The 18,581-nt window shown below is 35.3% G+C and carries 19 protein-coding genes and 1 riboswitch; of the genes, 18 read left to right on the top strand and 1 reads right to left on the bottom strand.

What is annotated here, in order from left to right:
• Nucleotides 1–47: 47 nt before the first annotated feature.
• The 17 genes from ccoS (at nucleotide 48) to H033_RS0116045 (ending at nucleotide 16,097) form a co-directional block, all read left to right on the top strand.
• The gene (gene ccoS / locus H033_RS0115955) at nucleotides 48–242 is read left to right on the top strand and encodes a cbb3-type cytochrome oxidase assembly protein CcoS (RefSeq protein WP_026839208.1); all 195 of its coding nucleotides are present in this window, start codon (nucleotides 48–50) and stop codon (nucleotides 240–242) included.
• A gap of 2 nt (nucleotides 243–244) precedes the next feature.
• Nucleotides 245–2,440 carry a cytochrome-c oxidase, cbb3-type subunit I gene (gene ccoN / locus H033_RS0115960; protein ID WP_026839209.1) on the top strand — a complete coding sequence of 732 codons (2,196 nt, stop codon included), beginning with the start codon at nucleotides 245–247 and terminating at the stop codon, nucleotides 2,438–2,440.
• Between the two features lie 12 nt (nucleotides 2,441–2,452).
• The gene (locus H033_RS0115965) at nucleotides 2,453–2,659 is read left to right on the top strand and encodes a cytochrome c oxidase subunit IV (RefSeq protein WP_026839210.1); all 207 of its coding nucleotides are present in this window, start codon (nucleotides 2,453–2,455) and stop codon (nucleotides 2,657–2,659) included.
• A 2-nt stretch (nucleotides 2,660–2,661) separates the two neighbouring features.
• Nucleotides 2,662–3,618, top strand: a complete 957-nt coding sequence (locus H033_RS0115970; RefSeq protein ID WP_026839211.1) for a cbb3-type cytochrome c oxidase N-terminal domain-containing protein — start codon at nucleotides 2,662–2,664, stop codon at nucleotides 3,616–3,618.
• 252 nt (nucleotides 3,619–3,870) lie between these two features.
• Entirely contained in the window at nucleotides 3,871–5,289 is a 1,419-nt protein-coding gene (ccoG, locus tag H033_RS0115975) for a cytochrome c oxidase accessory protein CcoG (protein WP_026839212.1), read from the top strand.
• Between the two features lie 292 nt (nucleotides 5,290–5,581).
• Nucleotides 5,582–6,031: a FixH family protein gene (locus H033_RS0115980; RefSeq protein WP_026839213.1), complete on the top strand. Its 450-nt coding sequence runs from the start codon at nucleotides 5,582–5,584 to the stop codon at nucleotides 6,029–6,031.
• Between the two features lie 3 nt (nucleotides 6,032–6,034).
• A complete protein-coding gene (locus H033_RS0115985; RefSeq protein WP_026839214.1) occupies nucleotides 6,035–6,751 on the top strand; it encodes a sulfite exporter TauE/SafE family protein in 717 nt (238 codons plus the stop codon).
• Between the two features lie 572 nt (nucleotides 6,752–7,323).
• Nucleotides 7,324–7,420, top strand: a riboswitch (TPP riboswitch).
• 119 nt (nucleotides 7,421–7,539) lie between these two features.
• Complete coding sequence (gene thiS, locus H033_RS0115995) at nucleotides 7,540–7,743, top strand: sulfur carrier protein ThiS (RefSeq protein WP_051228000.1); 204 nt, start codon at nucleotides 7,540–7,542, stop codon at nucleotides 7,741–7,743.
• A gap of 44 nt (nucleotides 7,744–7,787) precedes the next feature.
• Nucleotides 7,788–9,647 (top strand): phosphomethylpyrimidine synthase ThiC, encoded by a 1,860-nt coding sequence (gene thiC, locus H033_RS0116000; protein ID WP_026839216.1) that lies wholly within the window; start codon nucleotides 7,788–7,790, stop codon nucleotides 9,645–9,647.
• Between the two features lie 358 nt (nucleotides 9,648–10,005).
• Nucleotides 10,006–10,590, top strand: a complete 585-nt coding sequence (locus tag H033_RS0116010; protein ID WP_026839217.1) for a thiamine phosphate synthase — start codon at nucleotides 10,006–10,008, stop codon at nucleotides 10,588–10,590.
• Entirely contained in the window at nucleotides 10,587–11,351 is a 765-nt protein-coding gene (locus tag H033_RS0116015; protein ID WP_026839218.1) for a hydroxymethylpyrimidine/phosphomethylpyrimidine kinase, read from the top strand. The genes H033_RS0116010 and H033_RS0116015 overlap by 4 nt, the downstream gene beginning before the upstream one ends.
• Nucleotides 11,348–11,998: a thiamine phosphate synthase gene (locus H033_RS0116020; protein WP_026839219.1), complete on the top strand. Its 651-nt coding sequence runs from the start codon at nucleotides 11,348–11,350 to the stop codon at nucleotides 11,996–11,998. The genes H033_RS0116015 and H033_RS0116020 overlap by 4 nt, the downstream gene beginning before the upstream one ends.
• A 1-nt stretch (nucleotide 11,999) precedes the next feature.
• A complete protein-coding gene (locus H033_RS0116025) occupies nucleotides 12,000–12,773 on the top strand; it encodes a thiazole synthase (protein WP_026839220.1) in 774 nt (257 codons plus the stop codon).
• Nucleotides 12,766–13,887 carry a 2-iminoacetate synthase ThiH gene (thiH, locus tag H033_RS0116030; RefSeq protein ID WP_026839221.1) on the top strand — a complete coding sequence of 374 codons (1,122 nt, stop codon included), beginning with the start codon at nucleotides 12,766–12,768 and terminating at the stop codon, nucleotides 13,885–13,887. Before H033_RS0116025 ends, thiH begins: the two co-directional genes overlap by 8 nt.
• Nucleotide 13,888: 1 nt before the next feature.
• Nucleotides 13,889–14,968 carry a molybdopterin-synthase adenylyltransferase MoeB gene (gene moeB / locus H033_RS0116035; RefSeq protein ID WP_026839222.1) on the top strand — a complete coding sequence of 360 codons (1,080 nt, stop codon included), beginning with the start codon at nucleotides 13,889–13,891 and terminating at the stop codon, nucleotides 14,966–14,968.
• Between the two features lie 374 nt (nucleotides 14,969–15,342).
• Entirely contained in the window at nucleotides 15,343–15,717 is a 375-nt protein-coding gene (locus H033_RS22170) for a PAS domain-containing protein (protein ID WP_231367643.1), read from the top strand.
• Nucleotides 15,714–16,097 carry an acyl-CoA thioesterase gene (locus H033_RS0116045; RefSeq protein WP_026839223.1) on the top strand — a complete coding sequence of 128 codons (384 nt, stop codon included), beginning with the start codon at nucleotides 15,714–15,716 and terminating at the stop codon, nucleotides 16,095–16,097. Before H033_RS22170 ends, H033_RS0116045 begins: the two co-directional genes overlap by 4 nt.
• Before the next feature lie 457 nt (nucleotides 16,098–16,554).
• Here H033_RS0116045 and H033_RS0116055 read toward each other — a convergent pair whose 3' ends face one another.
• Nucleotides 16,555–17,835 (bottom strand): FAD-dependent oxidoreductase, encoded by a 1,281-nt coding sequence (locus H033_RS0116055; RefSeq protein WP_026839224.1) that lies wholly within the window; start codon nucleotides 17,833–17,835, stop codon nucleotides 16,555–16,557.
• A gap of 153 nt (nucleotides 17,836–17,988) precedes the next feature.
• On the opposite strand from H033_RS0116055, the gene H033_RS0116060 reads away from it, so the two are divergent.
• Entirely contained in the window at nucleotides 17,989–18,402 is a 414-nt protein-coding gene (locus tag H033_RS0116060) for a 6-pyruvoyl trahydropterin synthase family protein (protein WP_034886430.1), read from the top strand.
• The last annotated feature ends 179 nt before the right edge of the window (nucleotides 18,403–18,581 follow it).

Genomic DNA, 18,581 nt, shown 5'->3' on the forward strand with positions numbered 1-18,581 from the left:
TTTTTGAAGTAGACTAGCCAAATACTTTTACAGCAGATTAAAAAACTATGAATATTATTTACATGTTGCTAGGAGTAAGCGTAGTTGTAGCTCTAATTTTCTTCGTTGCATTTATTGTTTCAGTCAAAAAAGGGCAGTATGACGATGTCTATACTCCTTCAGTTCGTATGCTTTTTGAAGACGAACTAGTTAAACCTAACCCAGATAAAAATCAATCTGTTTCTAAAGAGAAATCCAACTAACTATGGAATTACAGCAGTTTTATTACGATAATAAGGTCGTAAAGAAGTTTATTATCGCCACTATGTTTTGGGGTTTAATAGGTATGAGCATAGGTCTATTATTAGCCCTTATGTTCTTATTTCCAAACATTACCGATGGAATTCCATGGTTGAGTTTTGGTCGTTTAAGACCCTTACATACCAATGCAGTGATATTTGCCTTTGTAGGAAATGCCATTTTTGCAGGGGTTTATTATTCCAGTCAGCGATTGTTAAAAGCAAGGATGTGGAGCGATGCTCTTAGTAATTTTAACTTCTGGGGGTGGCAGGCAATTATTGTTGCTGCTGCTATTACACTCCCAATGGGTTTTACCTCATCTAAAGAATATGCAGAGCTAGAATGGCCTATAGATATTGCTATAACATTGGTATGGGTTGCTTTTGGAGCAAACCTTATAGGAACCATGATCAAAAGGCGACAACGACACTTGTATGTAGCAATTTGGTTTTACCTCGCAACTTTTGTTACCGTTGCCGTGCTTCATATAATTAATAATATTGAAATCCCTGTAAGTGCTTTCAAAAGTTATTCTGTGTATTCAGGAGTTCAAGATGCGCTTGTACAATGGTGGTACGGGCATAACGCGGTGGCATTTTTTCTTACTACTCCGTTTCTTGGGTTAATGTATTATTTTGTGCCAAAAGCGGCAAATCGTCCCGTTTATTCTTATAGGCTTTCCATTATCCATTTTTGGTCGCTCATCTTCATCTATATATGGGCTGGTCCTCATCACTTATTATATACTTCTTTACCAGATTGGGCACAAAACCTTGGAGTTGCCTTTTCAATAATGCTACTTTTTCCATCTTGGGGAGGGATGATCAATGGATTGCTAACCTTGCGTGGAGCTTGGGATAAAGTTAGAGTAGATCCGGTTTTAAAATTTATGGTGGTTGCAATTACTGGTTATGGGATGGCCACTTTTGAAGGCCCTTTGCTTTCACTTAAAAATGTAAACGCCATTGCGCACTATAGCGATTGGATTATTGCACACGTTCACGTTGGCGCCTTAGCCTGGAATGGATTTTTGACTTTTGGTATGCTATACTGGATGGTACCAAGATTATTCAAAACTAAATTATGGTCTGTAAAATTAGCCAATGTCCATTTTTGGATAGGAACGCTGGGTATAATTATGTATGCATTACCAATGTACGTCGCCGGCTTCCTTCAAGCTTCTATGTGGAAACAATTTAATCCTGATGGAACCTTAACTTACGGAAACTTTTTGGAAACAGTTACAGAAATTATACCGATGTACTGGATGCGTGCCATTGGAGGTAGTCTTTACATCGTGGGAGCGATCGTAATGTTGTATAATATCATCAAAACCGCAAGACAAGGTAGCGCAGTAGAAGATGAACTAGCTGAAGCCGCAGCTCTTACCCGTGTAACCATTAAGCGTGTTAAAGGTGAAGCTTACCATAGCTGGTTAGAAAGAAGACCTGTTAAATTGACCATTTTCGCCACTATCGCTATCCTTATTGGAGGGGCAGCTCAAATTATTCCTTCTTTATTGGTAGATGACTACGTGCCAATAATTTCCAGCGTAAAACCGTATACACCATTAGAACTGGAGGGCCGCGATATTTATATCCGCGAAGGTTGTGTGGGTTGTCATTCACAAATGGTGAGACCTTTTAGAAGTGAGGTAGAGCGCTACGGTGAATATTCCAAAGCTGGAGAATACCGTTATGACTTTCCTTTTCTATGGGGAAGTAAACGTACCGGCCCAGATTTGCATAGGATTGGTCAAAAATATTCCGATAACTGGCACTTAAATCACATGTACGATCCGCAAAGCACTTCAGCAGGTTCAATTATGCCATCATACCAATGGATTATTAAAGATGAGTTAGATAAGAGCGACACCCAAACTAAAATGAGAGCTATGCAAACGCTAGGCGTGCCTTACTCTGATGAAGAAGTTGCCAATGCCGAAAAATGGATGTTAGAGCAGGGGACTAAAATAGAAGAGAATCTATATTCCGATCCAGATTTTGCTTCTACTTATGAAGCCGATAAAAAGTACGCTTCAGAAAATGATCTGGAATTTACCGAAATGCGTAATCGAGAGATCGTTGCGCTCATCGCATACCTTCAACGTTTAGGTACCGATATTAAAGCGAAAGACTTACAGGAAATTTCTAATAATTAAAAAAATAAGGCAATGTTTAAATTTGTAAAAGGCCATATGGAAAGTATAGATGGTGTAGGGATCTATCCTCTTGTTTCCCTACTAATTTTCTTCATTTTTTTTGTAGTCCTATTCTGGTGGGTAATCACCGCGAAAAAAGATTATATAAATAAAGTAAGTAATCTTCCACTGGAAAAAGATGATGAGCTAGATAATTCTAAACCACTTCAAAATAATTAATAATGAAACTAGTTTATTCCATATTACGAGTAGTGGGCCTTGTTGCATTGGCCATTGTTTTGGCAGAAATAAGTCTCGAAAATAATGATAAATACGCGTTTGAAGTCTATCCATTTCTTTGGTTAATAATTGGGGTGGTCTTTCTTATTGCTATCGCTATAGAAATATCTGCAGGTGCACTACATAGTGTCTTATATAAAAGTTTAACACCAGAAGCTAGAGCACAATTCGATCTAACAGAAAATTCTAAAAAAGAAGCGAAACTGGAATGGTGGAGAAAAGCCTATAAAAACTTATTGGATAAAAAGCCTGTTGAAAATGAAGGCGAAATAATACTTGACCATGACTATGATGGAATCAGGGAATTGGACAATAATCTGCCCCCCTGGTGGCTCTATGGGTTTTATGCCACCATAATTTTTGCATTTGTATATATGTTTAAATATCATGTTTTTGATGGCACCACCCAACGTGAAGAATATTTAATAGAAGTTGCTGAAGCGCAGGAAGCAGTGGATGAGTACAAGAAAAATGCGAAAGGATTATTAACTGCAAATACGGTGGAACTCCTAACAGGAGAAACCGATATTAAAGCTGGGAATGCAATTTTTACAGCTAATTGTGTGGCTTGTCATAAAGTTGATGCCGGTGGAGGTATTGGTCCCAACCTTGTGGATTCATATTGGATACTTGGCGGTGGAGTCAAAAATGTGTTCAATACGATTACTGAAGGCGGACGCCCCGGTAAAGGAATGGTTGCCTGGAAGACCAATTTGAAGCCAGATGAAATCGCTCAAGTGGCCAGTTACGTTTTGAGCCTTCATGGTACCAAACCGGCAGATCCTAAAGAACCTGAAGGAGAATTGTATGTGGACCCGGATGCGCCATTAGAGCAAGTAGAAGTGGGGATGAAAGATTCTACTTCTGTAGAAATTAAGATAGGGTATGATGGGGAATAAAAAATCCCACCCCGGACTGTGAAAATGAGCCCATTGGGAACTGTTTTGACTTTTGTATCTCTACGGAGCGTGAAATAATAGAATTAGAAATCAAGAACCTCGGGGCAAGCCCGCCCGAAAGTTACGGGCAGGATCAAGAGCTATGTCCCGAAGGTTCGGGAGGAAAATAATTTCAAGATTTTGAAGCATCCTGATAGCTTTTGGGACGGATAATTAAACCCTCAATTAGGGTTTTAAAATAAGGATAATATTTTGGAAAAGCAGGAGAACGAAAGATTTAGGGATAGTATAGGCACGTTGACCGAAGAAGGAAAGCGATCCTGGGTGTACCCCAAGAAACCTTCGGGAGTCCTATACGAATATCGTAAATATGTAAGCTATATTTTACTGGCTTTTTTGGTGTCCGCACCTTTTATTAAAATTAACGGCAACCAGTTTCTAATGTTCAATGTGCTAGAACGCCGGTTTAATATTTTTGGTTTTCCATTTTGGCCTCAGGATTTCTACCTGTTCGTGATCATTATGTTGATTGGCGTAATTTTTATCGCATTATTTACAGTGGCCTTCGGAAGAATATTTTGTGGATGGATCTGTCCGCAGACCATTTTTATGGAAATGGTTTTTAGAAGGATAGAATACTGGATAGAAGGTGATCGTGGGAAACAAATCCGGTTAGAAAAACAAGAATGGAATGCAGAGAAGATCAGGAAAAAAGGAATAAAATGGAGTATTTTCTTTGTGATTTCTTTTTTGATCGCCAATGTATTTCTAGCTTATTTAATAGGAAGTGATCGACTGATGCTTTATGTAATGGATGGACCGGAAGCACATCTTAGCACCCTGCTGTCCTTGGTGATCTTTACCGGGGTCTTTTATTTTGTTTTTGCTTGGTTTAGGGAGCAGGTATGTATAATTGCTTGTCCCTATGGTAGATTACAAGGAGTCTTATTAGATAACAAATCTATCGTTGTGGCTTATGACCATAAACGTGGAGAAAAAGAAAAAGGTCGGGCAAAATTCAAGAAGAATGAAGATAGGGAAGCTAGTGGGAAAGGTGATTGTATAGATTGCTTTCAGTGCGTAAATGTTTGTCCTACCGGAATAGATATAAGAAACGGTACTCAGTTGGAATGTGTGAATTGTACGGCATGTATTGATTCCTGTAATGACATCATGGAAGCAGTAGACTTGCCAAAAGGATTAATACGTTTTACAAGTGAAGAAAATATTGAGAAAAAGACCAAATTCAAATTTACTGCCAGGCTAAAAGGCTACACCGCAGTCCTATTTATACTCGTTTCCCTCTTAACGGGAATGTTGTTTTTAAGAAGTGATATAGAAGCCAATATTTTTAGGTTACCAGGGCAATTATATGAACACAAAGAAGGAACTATAATTAGCAATGTGTACACTTATAAATTGCTTAACAAAACTTCCAAATCTTTTGATAAAATACATTTTGAGCTAGTTTCTCATAAAGGAATTATCGAAACAGTTAAAAGCGATCTTATTGTTCCTGCACGCGGGATGGCAGAAGGCACCTTATTTATCGAGATAGACCAAAGTGCCCTTAAGAACGAGAAAGATAAAATAAAGATAGAAGTGTATAGTGGTGATATTTTAATTGAAACCACTAAAACTAATTTTCTGGGGCCAAGAAGTTATAGATAGATGTGAGGTGTTAGTAGTGAGGAGTTAGTGGTTAGTAGGGATTAGTGAGTAGTGAGTAGTTATCAGAAAAAAAAGATACTAAAAATTAAAGAGTTGAAATGCGAATATTGAATGGGTGGTCTTAAAATAATCAACCAAAGGATAAAATTTGTGAAACTCTGCGGGAGAATTTGAGGAACTGAGAGCTTTGGGAGGAAAATACTTTTAAAAACTCGAGGCATCCCGTTAGCTATCGAAACCGGGAATTGAAACCTCAATGAGGGCTTTTAACAACTTATAAAAAACAAAGATTATGAAAATGAACTGGGGAACAGGAATGGTATTGGTTTTGGCTGCATTTATAAGCTTCATTATGTATTTTGTGGTGACCATGCTAACAAACAAAGATTATAATCAGGATCTGGTTGTTGAGGACTATTATAAGGCCGAGTTGCATTATCAAGAGGAAATAGATGCCGAAGAAAATGCACTGGCGTTAAAGGATAATGTTTCCGTTTTAAACACAAATGGTACTTGGAGTGTGGTATTACCAAAAGCTATTGATTTAACTGAAATTGAAGGTGCAATTCGATTATATCGTACTTCTAACAAAGTACTTGATTTTGAGATTCCGCTAACTGGTTTAAAAACAAATGAAGTAATAATTCCTAATGAGAAAATGATAGATGGCCGCTGGAATATTATGGTCAACTGGACTTATAAGAACGAAGAGTATTTATTCAAAAAAGAGATCAATTATTAGAATATGCTATTATCAGCCTTCATATTTGGTCTATTAGGAAGTTTACATTGCGTGGGAATGTGCGGTCCTATTGCTTTTTTATTACCTGTAGATAGAGATAATAATTTACGAAAACTCTTTCAGATCTTTCTGTATCACTTCGGAAGGCTTTTCGCATATAGCATTATTGGTTTAGCATTTGGACTTGTTGGAAAAAGTCTTTCGCTTTTTGGGATGCAGCAGCAACTTTCTATTTTTATAGGAGTACTAATGTTGCTTGTTATATTTCTTCCAACCAAAATATTTAATAAATATAATTTCTCAAAACCTCTTTTTGGGTTGATTGGTAAAGTTAAAAATAGCCTGGGAAAAGAGCTTAAAAAGAAAAATCCGGATACGTTCTTTACCGTAGGCTTCTTAAACGGGTTTTTACCTTGTGGTTTGGTTTATATGGCTGTATTTGGTGCCATAGCTGGAGGCAGCGCATTGCAGGGAAGCCTTTATATGTTGCTATTTGGTTTGGGTACTATTCCATTAATGACAACTGCCATCTGGGTTGGAAATTTTTTATCTGGAAAAGTCCGTCAACATGTAAGAAGATCGATACCTGTATTTTTAAGTATTATAGCCATATTATTTATCTTAAGAGGACTTGGTCTTGGAATTCCTTATGTATCACCAAAACAGATGACTGAAAACGTTGGCGCTAATTACGAATGTCAACCAATTACAAATAATTAATCTTTAATAATTGAAATTATGATTCTACAAACTATTATTCCCCTCGTTAATTGGGGTATGGGAACTGCGCTAATTATTGTTTTTGGAGTTGTTTGTGTTGGCTTGGTCATCTTGGTTATAAACATGATAAACAGTGATAAGAAGTAGTATAAGAAAATTTTACCTTTTTGAGAATAATTTACACGAAGGATTGATTCGGCATGTGTTCTTCAACTTCAAATTACCCACCTGGTATCACTCCTTTTCCTTAATATCTAATGATTTTGTTCACTGTGGAAGAAAATGTGAAAAGCCCATAAATATATTAATTAGCATTCATAAGATTTAGCAACCTCTAAGTTAAGCATGAAGACTATTATTATATGTTTTAAATATTGATTATCAGTTATTTATACGTGAAAATAGATAGTTTTGTTTTGGGAGAAAATTTGCTACAATTCCAAATTAAGGATTATAAGAATCAATGTCCTCTTAAGTCCTTCCCTGTTGGATATTCCCTAATATAAGTTTGGTTCTAAAATAAAAAAAGTCACTAAAGTGGGTCAGGAACTATTATTTTAATAAGTTTGTCTTGTAAACTTTAGGGGTGTTCTAAATTTTTAGAACTGAGAAAAACCCTTTGAACCTGATCCGGTTAGTACCAGCGAAGGGAAAAGTAACAAACACATTTCTATATGTGTTACACACTTTTTTATAATTGTACATACTCCTAAAATGTACATTTATTTCAAAACTACCCTTTCTCAAATCTTTTAAAATTTACAGCATATTTTAAAATATACTGTACTATGATCAAATTACTGGTTAATGAGAAATCTATAGAAATCAGCAACGATTTCAACATCCTCCAATTACTTAATCAAATAAACTCACCTCAAGATGGTATAGCCGTAGCAGTTAATAATACCATTATTTTAAAAAATTCATGGGAGTCTAAAACATTATTGGAAAATGATAATGTTTTAATAATTAAAGCTACTCAAGGCGGATAACTAAGCCAGCCAATACTAACCAGTTCAAACCATCTTATTCCATTATGAAAAATAAGGACACCGCACCAAAACAAGGAACAATAACAAGACAGTCATTTCCTAATTCTAAAAAAATCTATGTAGCAGGTAAAATTCACCCAACGATTAAAGTTGGGATGTGTGAAATATCTTTAAGCGATACGAAAGATTCTTTAACAGGAAAAATGACTTTCAATGAACCCGTAACCGTATATGACACCTCCGGCCCTTATACAGACCCTAATAAGGATATCAATATACATAAGGGTATAGAAAGAATCCGTGAGCAATGGATTTTGGACAGAGACAATGTGGAAGAATTAGATGAGTTTTCTTCAGACTATTCTAAGCAGCGTTTAAACAACAAAGACTTGGACCATATGCGCTTCTCATTGTTGAAAAAACCACTACGCGCAAAAGAGGGACATAATGTAACACAGTTACATTATGCTAAAAAAGGAATTATTACTCCAGAAATGGAATATATCGCCATTCGTGAAAATCAACGAATAGATGAAATGACCGAAATCAGAAAGCAGCACAAAGGAGAACACTTTGGAGCTTCCATTCCTGCTAAAATCACTCCAGAATTTGTTCGTGAAGAAGTTGCCAGAGGTCGTGCTGTAATCCCATCTAATATCAATCACCCCGAAGCCGAACCCATGATTTTGGGCAGAAATTTCTTGGTGAAAATAAACGCTAATATTGGAAATTCCGCGACTACATCGTCTATTGAAGAAGAAGTTGAAAAAGCGGTTTGGGCATGTCGTTGGGGAGCAGACAATATTATGGACTTATCCACTGGTCAAAATATCCATGAAACCCGGGAGTGGATTATACGTAACTCTCCAGTACCGGTAGGAACGGTTCCAATTTATCAGGCATTGGAAAAAGTAAATGGTGTTGCCGAAGATTTAACCTGGGAAATATTTCGTGATACGTTGATTGAGCAAGCAGAACAAGGAGTTGATTATTTTACAATCCATGCCGGAGTGTTGTTGCGTTATGTGCCTATGACCGCCAATCGTGTAACTGGAATTGTTTCCAGAGGAGGTTCTATAATGGCGAAATGGTGTTTGGCACATCATAAAGAAAGTTTCTTATACACCCATTTCGAGGATATTTGTGAAATTTTAAAGAAATATGATGTTGCTTTCTCATTAGGAGATGGTTTACGTCCAGGTTCTATTGCCGATGCAAATGATGAAGCCCAGTTTGCTGAGCTGGAAACCTTGGGAGAGTTATCAAAAATAGCTCGAAAACATGAAGTACAGTGCTTTATTGAAGGACCGGGTCACGTGCCAATGCATATGATCAAGGAAAATATGGAGAAGCAAATTGAAGTTTGTGACGAAGCGCCATTCTATACTTTAGGCCCATTGACCACTGATATTGCTCCAGGCTATGACCACATAACTTCCGGTATTGGTGCTGCAATGATTGGTTGGTTTGGGTGTGCCATGTTATGCTACGTTACACCTAAAGAACATTTAGGCTTACCTAATAAAGAAGATGTGCGTGTAGGAGTGATAACTTATAAAATAGCTGCGCATGCTGCCGATTTAGCAAAGGGTCATCCAGGTGCCCAACATAGGGACAACGCGTTGAGCATGGCTCGTTTTGAATTTCGCTGGGAAGATCAATTTAATCTAGGTCTGGATCCAGAGCGCGCGCTGGAGTATCACGATGAAACGCTACCTGCAGATGGCGCAAAATTAGCCCACTTTTGTTCTATGTGTGGGCCAAAATTCTGTTCCATGAAGATCTCCCATGAAGTGCGAGACTTTGCAGCTAAAAATGATATTGTGGAAAATGAGGTTATTCAAAAAGGAATGGATGAAAAATCTCAAGAATTTAAAAATAAAGGATCAGAGGTTTATTTATAATTAATTTGGAAGTTCCCTCGCTTTAAAAAAAGCGTGGTCGGGCTTTCCGTTGTATCTTTTGCCCAAAAAGCAAAAGGATGCCACTGCAATCCCTAACTCAATACAAACCTTATGTTGAACTTGTTTCAGCATTATTTTAAATAAACAAACTGTATGTCCGCTTTTGTTCCAGTAAATAGTTTTTTATTAATTAATTACGGGTTGTTACCGTCATGCTGAACTTGTTTCAGCATCTCAAATATGTGGTGTAAAACTCTGAAACCCCCGATGGTTTGGGACTGGGTGACGCGACCATTTCAGATAGGATAATTTGGTCACTAGACTTTAAACGGATATACAATTAAACAAATAATCTATTATGATACTTCTAATAGCTCCAGAGAAAGATATATCCAACGAAATAGAAATTCTACATCAATTATTTGAAGAAGGATTAGAATGCTATCATTTCAGAAAACCATCTAAAAATTACGAAGAGCATGTGTCGTATTTAAATAGAATAGATAAAAAATATCATGGCAAGATTGTAGTACACAATTTTCACGAATTAATAAATGAATTCAATTTAAAAGGCATTCATTTTCAAGAACAAGAAAGAATAGAGAATATAGACAATCCAGGGAAATATTTTAAAAGCTTGGAGATGTACGGGAAAACAATTAGCTCTTCTTTTCACGAACCGGAAGATATAGAAAATTGCTATTTCGAGTTTGATTATCATTTACTAAGTCCAGTGTTTACTTCGATATCCAAACAGGGATATGAAGGTCGTGGTTTTAATGTGAATCATATAGATAAAACCATAATCGGGATGGGCGGTGCCATTTCTGGAAACATCGAATCTTTTAAAGCTTTAGGCTATAAAGGTGTGGGTATTTTAGGAGGGATTTGGAACAGCAATAAACCTGTGGATGCTTTTAATGAAATAAAAAAACTATTTTGAGCAAGCACAAATACATACTAACAATTGCAGGACATGACCCTAGTGGCGGTGCGGGAATCACTTCAGATATAAAAACATTTGAAGCCCATGGCCTCAATGGGCTATCTGTATGTACGGCTATCACCGTTCAAAACGATATCAGATTTAAATCTTGCACTTGGATATCTACAGATACTATTTTAGCACAAATTGAAATCTTATTTGAAGAATTTGAAATCAAGGTTGTAAAAATCGGAATTGTCGAATCTTGGCAAGCCTTGCTGCTGATTTTAGAAAAACTACATGCATCAAACCCTAAAATAAAGATCATTTTAGACCCAATATTTAAAGCAAGTGCAGGTTTTGATTTTCATTCAAATGAAGAACAGAGTTTATTGGATAAAATTTGGAAACACTGTTATATTATTACTCCAAACTATGACGAAATTCAAAATTTATATCCCAGAATGAGTACTGAAAAAACCCTCAAACACATCAGTAATTTCACAAATATCTATTTAAAAGGAGGGCACAGAGCAGATAAAAAAGGATGGGATGAATTGTACCAAAGTGATCAATTGAAAGTAAGTTATCCTCCCACAATAGATGAAGTTTCAGCAAAACATGGGAGCGGCTGTGTATTTTCTTCAGCTTTGGCCAGCAACATTTTATTAGGCTTAGCAATTGAAGACGCCTGTAGAAATGCAAAAAATTATATAGAGCAATTTTTAAATTCCCATCCATCGTTATTGGGAAAACACATAAAAAAGGAAATACAATGATACCTAAACTACATTATATCTCACAAGGTGACAGTCCAAAAGAACATTTAGACAACATAATTCAAGCCTGTACTTCCGGAGCCGAATTAGTTCAGCTACGTCTTAAAAATTTAGACGATGCTACGCTGCTAAAAACAGCAGAAAAAGCCAGAGAAATTACTCATAATTATCAAACCCGTTTGATAATAAATGACCACTATAAAATAGCTAAAGCGGTAAAATCTGATGGAGTGCATTTGGGAAGGAAAGATGCGTGCCCTTTGGAAGCTAAAAAGCACTTATATAGCTGGCAAATTATTGGAGGTACTGCAAATAGCATTCAAGATTGCAAAATTCTTATAAACAAGAAAGTGGATTATATAGGATTGGGACCTTTTAGATTTACCCGTACCAAACAAAATTTAGGTCCTATTTTGGGATTGACCGGATATGAAACCCTCTTAAAAGCACTCAACACAGAAATTCCCATTATCGCCGTTGGCGGAATTACTCTAAATGATGTTCCTGAAATTTTAAAAACAGGGGTTTATGGAATTGCTATATCGGGAGAACTTACTAGAGATTTCAACCAAATCAATCAGTTTAAGCAACTATTACCAAGTTCTGAATTACAGGAACAAGTGTGGAAATCAAATCAAAAAACATAGTATGACAGATTTACTTAAAATAGCTGATAAAACCTTCAGTTCAAGATTGTTTACTGGGACGGGTAAATTCAGTAGTTCGCAGAAAATGCAAGAGGCCATCCTTGCCTCAGAAAGCGAATTAGTTACCGTTGCCTTAAAAAGAGTAGAACTAGATAATGAGTCTGATGATATTTTATTTCATCTCAAAAAAAAGCACATTAACCTGTTGCCAAATACATCTGGCGTAAGAACAGCTAAAGAAGCTGTCTTTGCAGCGCAATTGGCCAGGGAAGCCTTAGAAACAAATTGGATAAAATTGGAAATCCATCCAGATCCAAAATATTTACTACCAGATCCAATCGAAACTTTAAAAGCAGCTGAAGAGTTAGTGAAATTAGGTTTTGTTGTAATGCCTTATATCCATGCAGATCCTGTTTTATGCAAGCGTCTGGAAGATGTTGGTGTACAGTGCGTGATGCCTTTGGGTGCCCCTATAGGTAGTAACAAAGGGATTAAAACCAAGGATTTTTTAGAAATTATTATAGCACAAAGTAATGTACCTGTGATAGTAGATGCTGGCATTGGAGCACCATCTCATGCAGCTTATGCCATGGAATTAGGTGCCGATGCGGTTTTGGTGAATACGGCGATTGCAGTCTCTCAAAATCCAATACAAATGGGTATAGCTTTTAAATTGGCTGTACAGGCAGGTAGAATGGCATATGAAGCAAAACTGGCTTCTGTCAAACAATATGCAGAAGCAAGCAGTCCTTTAACATCTTTTTTGAATGAGTAATTTTAAGAATATTTTCGATTTATACAACTGGGATACAGTGGAACACGAAATTTATAATGTTTCTTCTAGTGATGTTCAGCACGTATTATCAAAAGATAAGATCACATTAGAAGACTTCAAAGTATTAATCTCTCCTGCTGCAAAGCCCTATATTGAGCAAATGGCGCAACGAAGCAATGCGCTTACTAAAAAACGCTTTGGAAATACCATCCAAATGTATCTCCCTATGTATCTTTCAAATGAATGTCAAAATATTTGTACGTACTGTGGTTTCAGTATGACAAATAAAATAAAGAGGAAAACGCTTTCCGATAAAGAAATTCTTGAAGAAGTAGCCCACATTAAAAGCTTGGGCTATGACCATATTCTTCTAGTTACTGGCGAGGCCAACAGTACGGTTGGTGTTTCCTATTTAAAAAATGCCATCAATGCAATACGAAAACATTTCTCGAACATTAGTATCGAAGTGCAACCTTTAGATCAAGAAGAATATGAAACTCTAATTGAAGAAGGCCTGTATGCGGTTTTGGTATATCAAGAAACCTATCATAAAGCAACCTATAAAGTACATCACCCAAAAGGAAAAAAATCTAATTTTGACTATAGGATGGATACTCCTGATCGGCTAGGAAAAGCTGGAGTTCATAAAATTGGAATAGGCGCTTTATTTGGTTTGGAAGACTGGAGAGTCGATAGTTTTTATACTGCTTTACATTTAAAATATTTGCAGAAGACCTATTGGAAGACGAAATACTCCATTTCGTTTCCTAGGCTGCGGCCGCATGAGGGTGATGTGCAACCTAAAGTTGAAATGACAGATGCCGATCTCGTGCAATTAATATGTGCATACCGTTTGTTGGATGAAGATGTAGAATTGTCCATGTCTACACGTGAGAGTGCAAAATTTAGAAATAATATTATCAAGCTCGGAATAACCTCAATAAGTGCAGAGTCTAAAACTAACCCAGGCGGTTACACCGTTGCTCCAGAATCATTGAAGCAATTTGAAATTTCAGATGAAAGAAGTACTGAAGAAATTAAAAAAATGATACTATCCCAAGGTTATGAAGTTGTTTGGAAAGATTGGGATACTACGCTTTCAAAATCAGTTTGAAATGGAATTAACAGCAGCAGAACAAGAACAATACAGCAGACATTTACTTCTTGATGAGGTAGGAATAACTGGACAACTAAAATTAAAGCAAGCTAAGGTGTTGGTAATAGGTGCCGGCGGACTTAGTTGTCCTGTATTACAATATCTAACGGCTGCGGGAGTTGGTACAATTGGGATTGTGGATGATGATACGGTGGCGCAATCAAACCTTCAACGACAAATATTATACACTCATAAGGATATTGGCAAAAGTAAAGCAGAAGTGGCTGTTAATCGATTGCAAGAGTTAAACCCGTATATCCAATTTAAATCCTATCAAACAAGACTAAAAAAGGACAATGCTCTTGAATTATTAGAACCCTATGATATTATTGTTGATGGAACTGATAATTTTCCTACTCGGTACTTGATCAATGATACTGCTGTATTGCTAAATAAGCCCATAGTATTTGGATCCATTCATAGGTTTGATGGGCAGGTGTCCGTATTTAATTTTAAAAATGGGCCAACCTACAGATGTTTATATCCATCACCACCAAAACTAAACGAAGTTCCTAATTGCTCAGAAATCGGCGTCTTAGGTGTTTTGCCCGGTATTATTGGAACTTTACAAGCCAATGAAGTTCTAAAAATAATTTTAGGCCTGGGAAATATATTGTCAGGGAAACTATTAATTTTTGATGCGCTTTCCATGAGACAATCAATATATTCTTTTGAAAAGAATACTTCGCATGGTATAATATCATTGGAGGATGATTACCAAGTGTGCGACGGTATTCCTAAAGATGCCAAAGAAATTAGTTTTCAGGAATATAAGAAACAATCATCACTATATAATGTGCTGGATGTAAGAACCCAAGCTGAGCGAGATGAATTCTACATTAAAAGTATTCATATTCCATTAAATGAATTGTCCGAAAGATGCGATGAAATTCCTTATGATAAGAACTTGTTGGTGTTTTGCAAATCGGGAGTACGAAGCAAATTAGCCATTGGAATACTAGAAAACAAGAGTTTTAAACGAGAGCTTTTGAATTTAAAGGGCGGGTTAAAAAGCTTTTCGCAGGAAGAGAAAAGGTAGAAACTCCATACTTTTTATTGTTTTATGATATTTTGCAATAAATAAAATAAATATTAAAAATTATGCATTATAGCTTAAAAGAAAAGGTTTGTTCATTAGTGTTTTTATTATTTAAGGGCACATGATATAATTACCGGTAACATTATCCTTACGTTGGCTATAATATTGAAAAAACAAAAAAACAAAAAAATAATCTTTCTAAAACGCTATGTTTAGATATTTATTTATCGCCTCTATCGAACAAAGAATATGACAAAATAAAGCATCAGATTAAACTATCAAAGGCTAATTTTTTGCCATTGTTGAGCTGAGATATTTTTAGTCAGCACTATTTTAAAACATGTGAAAAACTGGAAATAGAAAATGATATTAATATGGTAAAAGCATTTGCAGAAAAAGCAAATTGGAAAAATGAAATAGGTACTATTTTCAAAAACAGAGATTTCGATGCATTAATTATCACCAATATAGATCAAAAAATACTTTGGGTTAATGATGGTTTTACTCAAATGACAGGCTATTCTAAAAAATTAGCACTTAATAAGACACCTAATTTCTTACAAGGCATCAATACCTCGATAACAATAAAGAATAAAATTAGAAATAAATTGAATAATTTGAAACCATTTACGGAAATTATAACGAATTATAGAAAGGACAATTCCTCATACGAATGCGAGGTTAAAATCATCCCCATGTATGTAGAAAATGTAACACACTTTTTAGCAATAGAAAAACAAATAGTATGAATATTGAAGACCGAATTAAAACATCCACAACAACTATTTTTAAAGCAGTATTTCCAAATACAACAAATCATTACGATACCTTATTTGGGGGAACAGCAATGAAACTAATGGACGAGACAGCTTTTATAACCGCTACTAGATTTGGGCGGCAACAAATGGTTACTGTAAGTAGTGATAAAATCGATTTTAAAAAACCAATCCCTGCAGGAACTATAGTAGAATTAATTGGATATGTGACACATGTGGGAAATACGAGCTTAAAAGTTAGAGTAGACATTTTTGTAGAGGAAATGTATTCTGATTTTAGAGAAAAAGCAGTTTCGGGAGAATTTACCTTTGTTGCTATAGATGAAAACAAAAAGCCCGTGAAAATTTTATAGTCAACGATGGTTATCGAAAAAGATGGTAGACGATTAGAAAGTGACGTTTTAGATATTAATTTAGGGTATATAAAAAAATCAAATAGTATGAAATCACTTAGTGTGATAAAAAATTATCTTTTTAATTTCCATTCAAAACCTTAGAATCTATTTGAAATTGATGACGGATTTAAGAAGGTGTTAAAGTTATTGAAGCTCCTACCCTATTCTGGTAATATTCTATTGCTGGTTATTGAGACGCTATTTATTCAGATGCTTTCTCAAACCGGTACATATTGATTTTTCTTTATATTATATAATTTGAAATCCAGCTTCGAATGCTGGGTGTTTTTGAAATCTTCAGTAAAGAACTTTCTGAAAGACCCTGTAAAGCTTACATTTTTTTTCTTAAGACAACAAATCAAAAAACATTAGAATATTCTACTTTAGGATTGCGCCAAAAATATGAGATAGTAGTTTAACGATATTCAGAGGTAATACTTTCCGAAGAAATAGTACTTGATAAGGTTTCTATGACTCCAAGCGCAGCTCTTTCTCCAGAAATCATAGCGGCATTTAACGAACCATTTAATTGTGTGTCCCCTGCTAAAAATATACTCGTCGTTAAACGCGTCTCAGATGCTAACATTTCACATCGTATATCCTTTAATTTTGGTAAGGCCATTGGTATATCATACTGCTTTATAAACTTACAAGAATCAATACCACAATGTTCTTTTAATTCTACTTTAACCCTTTCAATAAGTATTTCATTGGATAGGTTTTGATTATCTACTACAGTTACTGAAAGCAATTCTTTATTTGCTGTTTTAGTGGTGCCAATACTTGTGTGGTAAAAAATATTATTTATTAGTGTTCCTTCTTTAGAAATAAGACCGATTATTGGTTTGATAATAACTCTGTCTTCAGTTTCAAAATATAAGGTATGGCAGGAATTCCATTTGGTTGATTGATTTTTTAAATTGGAAATCAAGCTACTTGCCTCTGTAGCAACTATAGTGAAATGACTTTCCAATTTTGTGTTATCATCAAGAGTTATTTCCCCATCTTTTATTGATGCTACTTTCGTATTAAATTTGAAAGTAGTATTGTTTAGGTTTTGTAACAGTTGCTTTGGAATCGCTTCAATTCCAGCTTTCGGTAAACTTGCATACCCTTCTCCAAACATTTTATAAACAAACTCGAACATTCTACTTGATGTTTCAAGTTTTGTCTCTAGAAATATCCCACTGAAAAAAGGCTTAAAGAATTTAGAGATCATTTCTTCAGAAAAACCAAAATCTAATAAATATTGAAGCGTTGTCTTTTCCGATTTTGCAAAAATCTCAGGCAGGGATGTTTTCTTTAGAAGTTGATTAAGCTTCAATACTTTTACTTTATCTGAAATAGTTCCTATGCCTGAGGTCAATGTTGGGATGAGTAAAGATAGGTCTCTTAAAGGGTCTCCAATTGTTTTTGTATTTCCATTATTAAAAATAGTTGCTCCAGGAAGAAATTTCTGTAATTCTAAGGCTTCAAAATTCAAATATTTCTTTGCAGCTGGATATGCCGTGAGCAATACTTGAAATCCGTGATCCAATTGATAGCCATCTATAATATCGGTTTTCACCCTCCCACCAACACGATCTGTTGCTTCAATAATAACCGGACTAAAACCATTATCTTCTAAAACTCTAGCAGCAATAAGTCCGCTTACTCCAGCGCCAATGATATGTATTTTATAGTCTTGTTTATTCATAAGTTTATTATTTACTAAAAAAACAGAAAAGTCTTCCTATTGGCTAATTTAATAGTTTAAATTTTGTTTAACTATTTACTAGCAAAAGTAAACAAATATATAGGTATGTTTGCATCAAAGTAAAATTTTAGATAGTTAATACTTATTATAAATATGAACAAAACAGCCATTATACGTTGTGAACATTTCAACGCAGCTCACAGATTACATAATACGAATTGGAGCGATGAAAGAAATCAAGACGTTTTCGGGAAATGTAATAATCCTAATTATCATGGACACAATTATGACTTAGAGGTAAAAATCATAGGACTCTGTGATCCTGAGACTGGTTATGTAATTGACACCAAAATTCTTTCCCGCCTTATTAAGGAAAAAATACTGGACAGGTTCGATCACAAAAACCTAAACTTAGATACAAAGGAATTTGAAAGCTTAAATCCTACTGCAGAAAACATTGCAATGGTTATATATAATATACTTAAACCAGATTTAGATGAAAGTCTAGAGTTGAAAATAAAGCTATATGAAACGCCAAGAAACTATGTTGAATATCCTTATTTGTAAATAGCATAATTTATAACAGTCTATGAATGGCCGATAAGCTCATAGATAAATCTTATATTATTATGTTAATTTTGTTTATTGTTTTTGGTTATTTATTAAACAATATTGTAAATTTGAATTTAAGATAAAGAGATTTAAAAGTGGCTATTTAAACTTCGAAAATATTTTAGCCGAACATA

Source organism: Gillisia sp. JM1, assembly GCF_000424645.1.
Taxonomy (GTDB): Bacteria; Bacteroidota; Bacteroidia; order Flavobacteriales; family Flavobacteriaceae; genus Gillisia.

Coding starts and splice junctions, on each gene's coding strand:
- ccoS (WP_026839208.1), top strand. CDS start 48: ATGAATATTATTTACATGTTGCTAGGAGTAAGCGTAGTTGTAGCTCTA.
- ccoN (WP_026839209.1), top strand. CDS start 245: ATGGAATTACAGCAGTTTTATTACGATAATAAGGTCGTAAAGAAGTTT.
- H033_RS0115965 (WP_026839210.1), top strand. CDS start 2,453: ATGTTTAAATTTGTAAAAGGCCATATGGAAAGTATAGATGGTGTAGGG.
- H033_RS0115970 (WP_026839211.1), top strand. CDS start 2,662: ATGAAACTAGTTTATTCCATATTACGAGTAGTGGGCCTTGTTGCATTG.
- H033_RS0115980 (WP_026839213.1), top strand. CDS start 5,582: ATGAAAATGAACTGGGGAACAGGAATGGTATTGGTTTTGGCTGCATTT.
- H033_RS0115985 (WP_026839214.1), top strand. CDS start 6,035: ATGCTATTATCAGCCTTCATATTTGGTCTATTAGGAAGTTTACATTGC.
- thiS (WP_051228000.1), top strand. CDS start 7,540: ATGATCAAATTACTGGTTAATGAGAAATCTATAGAAATCAGCAACGAT.
- thiC (WP_026839216.1), top strand. CDS start 7,788: ATGAAAAATAAGGACACCGCACCAAAACAAGGAACAATAACAAGACAG.
- H033_RS0116010 (WP_026839217.1), top strand. CDS start 10,006: ATGATACTTCTAATAGCTCCAGAGAAAGATATATCCAACGAAATAGAA.
- H033_RS0116020 (WP_026839219.1), top strand. CDS start 11,348: ATGATACCTAAACTACATTATATCTCACAAGGTGACAGTCCAAAAGAA.
- H033_RS0116025 (WP_026839220.1), top strand. CDS start 12,000: ATGACAGATTTACTTAAAATAGCTGATAAAACCTTCAGTTCAAGATTG.
- thiH (WP_026839221.1), top strand. CDS start 12,766: ATGAGTAATTTTAAGAATATTTTCGATTTATACAACTGGGATACAGTG.
- moeB (WP_026839222.1), top strand. CDS start 13,889: ATGGAATTAACAGCAGCAGAACAAGAACAATACAGCAGACATTTACTT.
- H033_RS22170 (WP_231367643.1), top strand. CDS start 15,343: ATGGTAAAAGCATTTGCAGAAAAAGCAAATTGGAAAAATGAAATAGGT.
- H033_RS0116045 (WP_026839223.1), top strand. CDS start 15,714: ATGAATATTGAAGACCGAATTAAAACATCCACAACAACTATTTTTAAA.
- H033_RS0116055 (WP_026839224.1), bottom strand. CDS start 17,835: ATGAATAAACAAGACTATAAAATACATATCATTGGCGCTGGAGTAAGC.
- H033_RS0116060 (WP_034886430.1), top strand. CDS start 17,989: ATGAACAAAACAGCCATTATACGTTGTGAACATTTCAACGCAGCTCAC.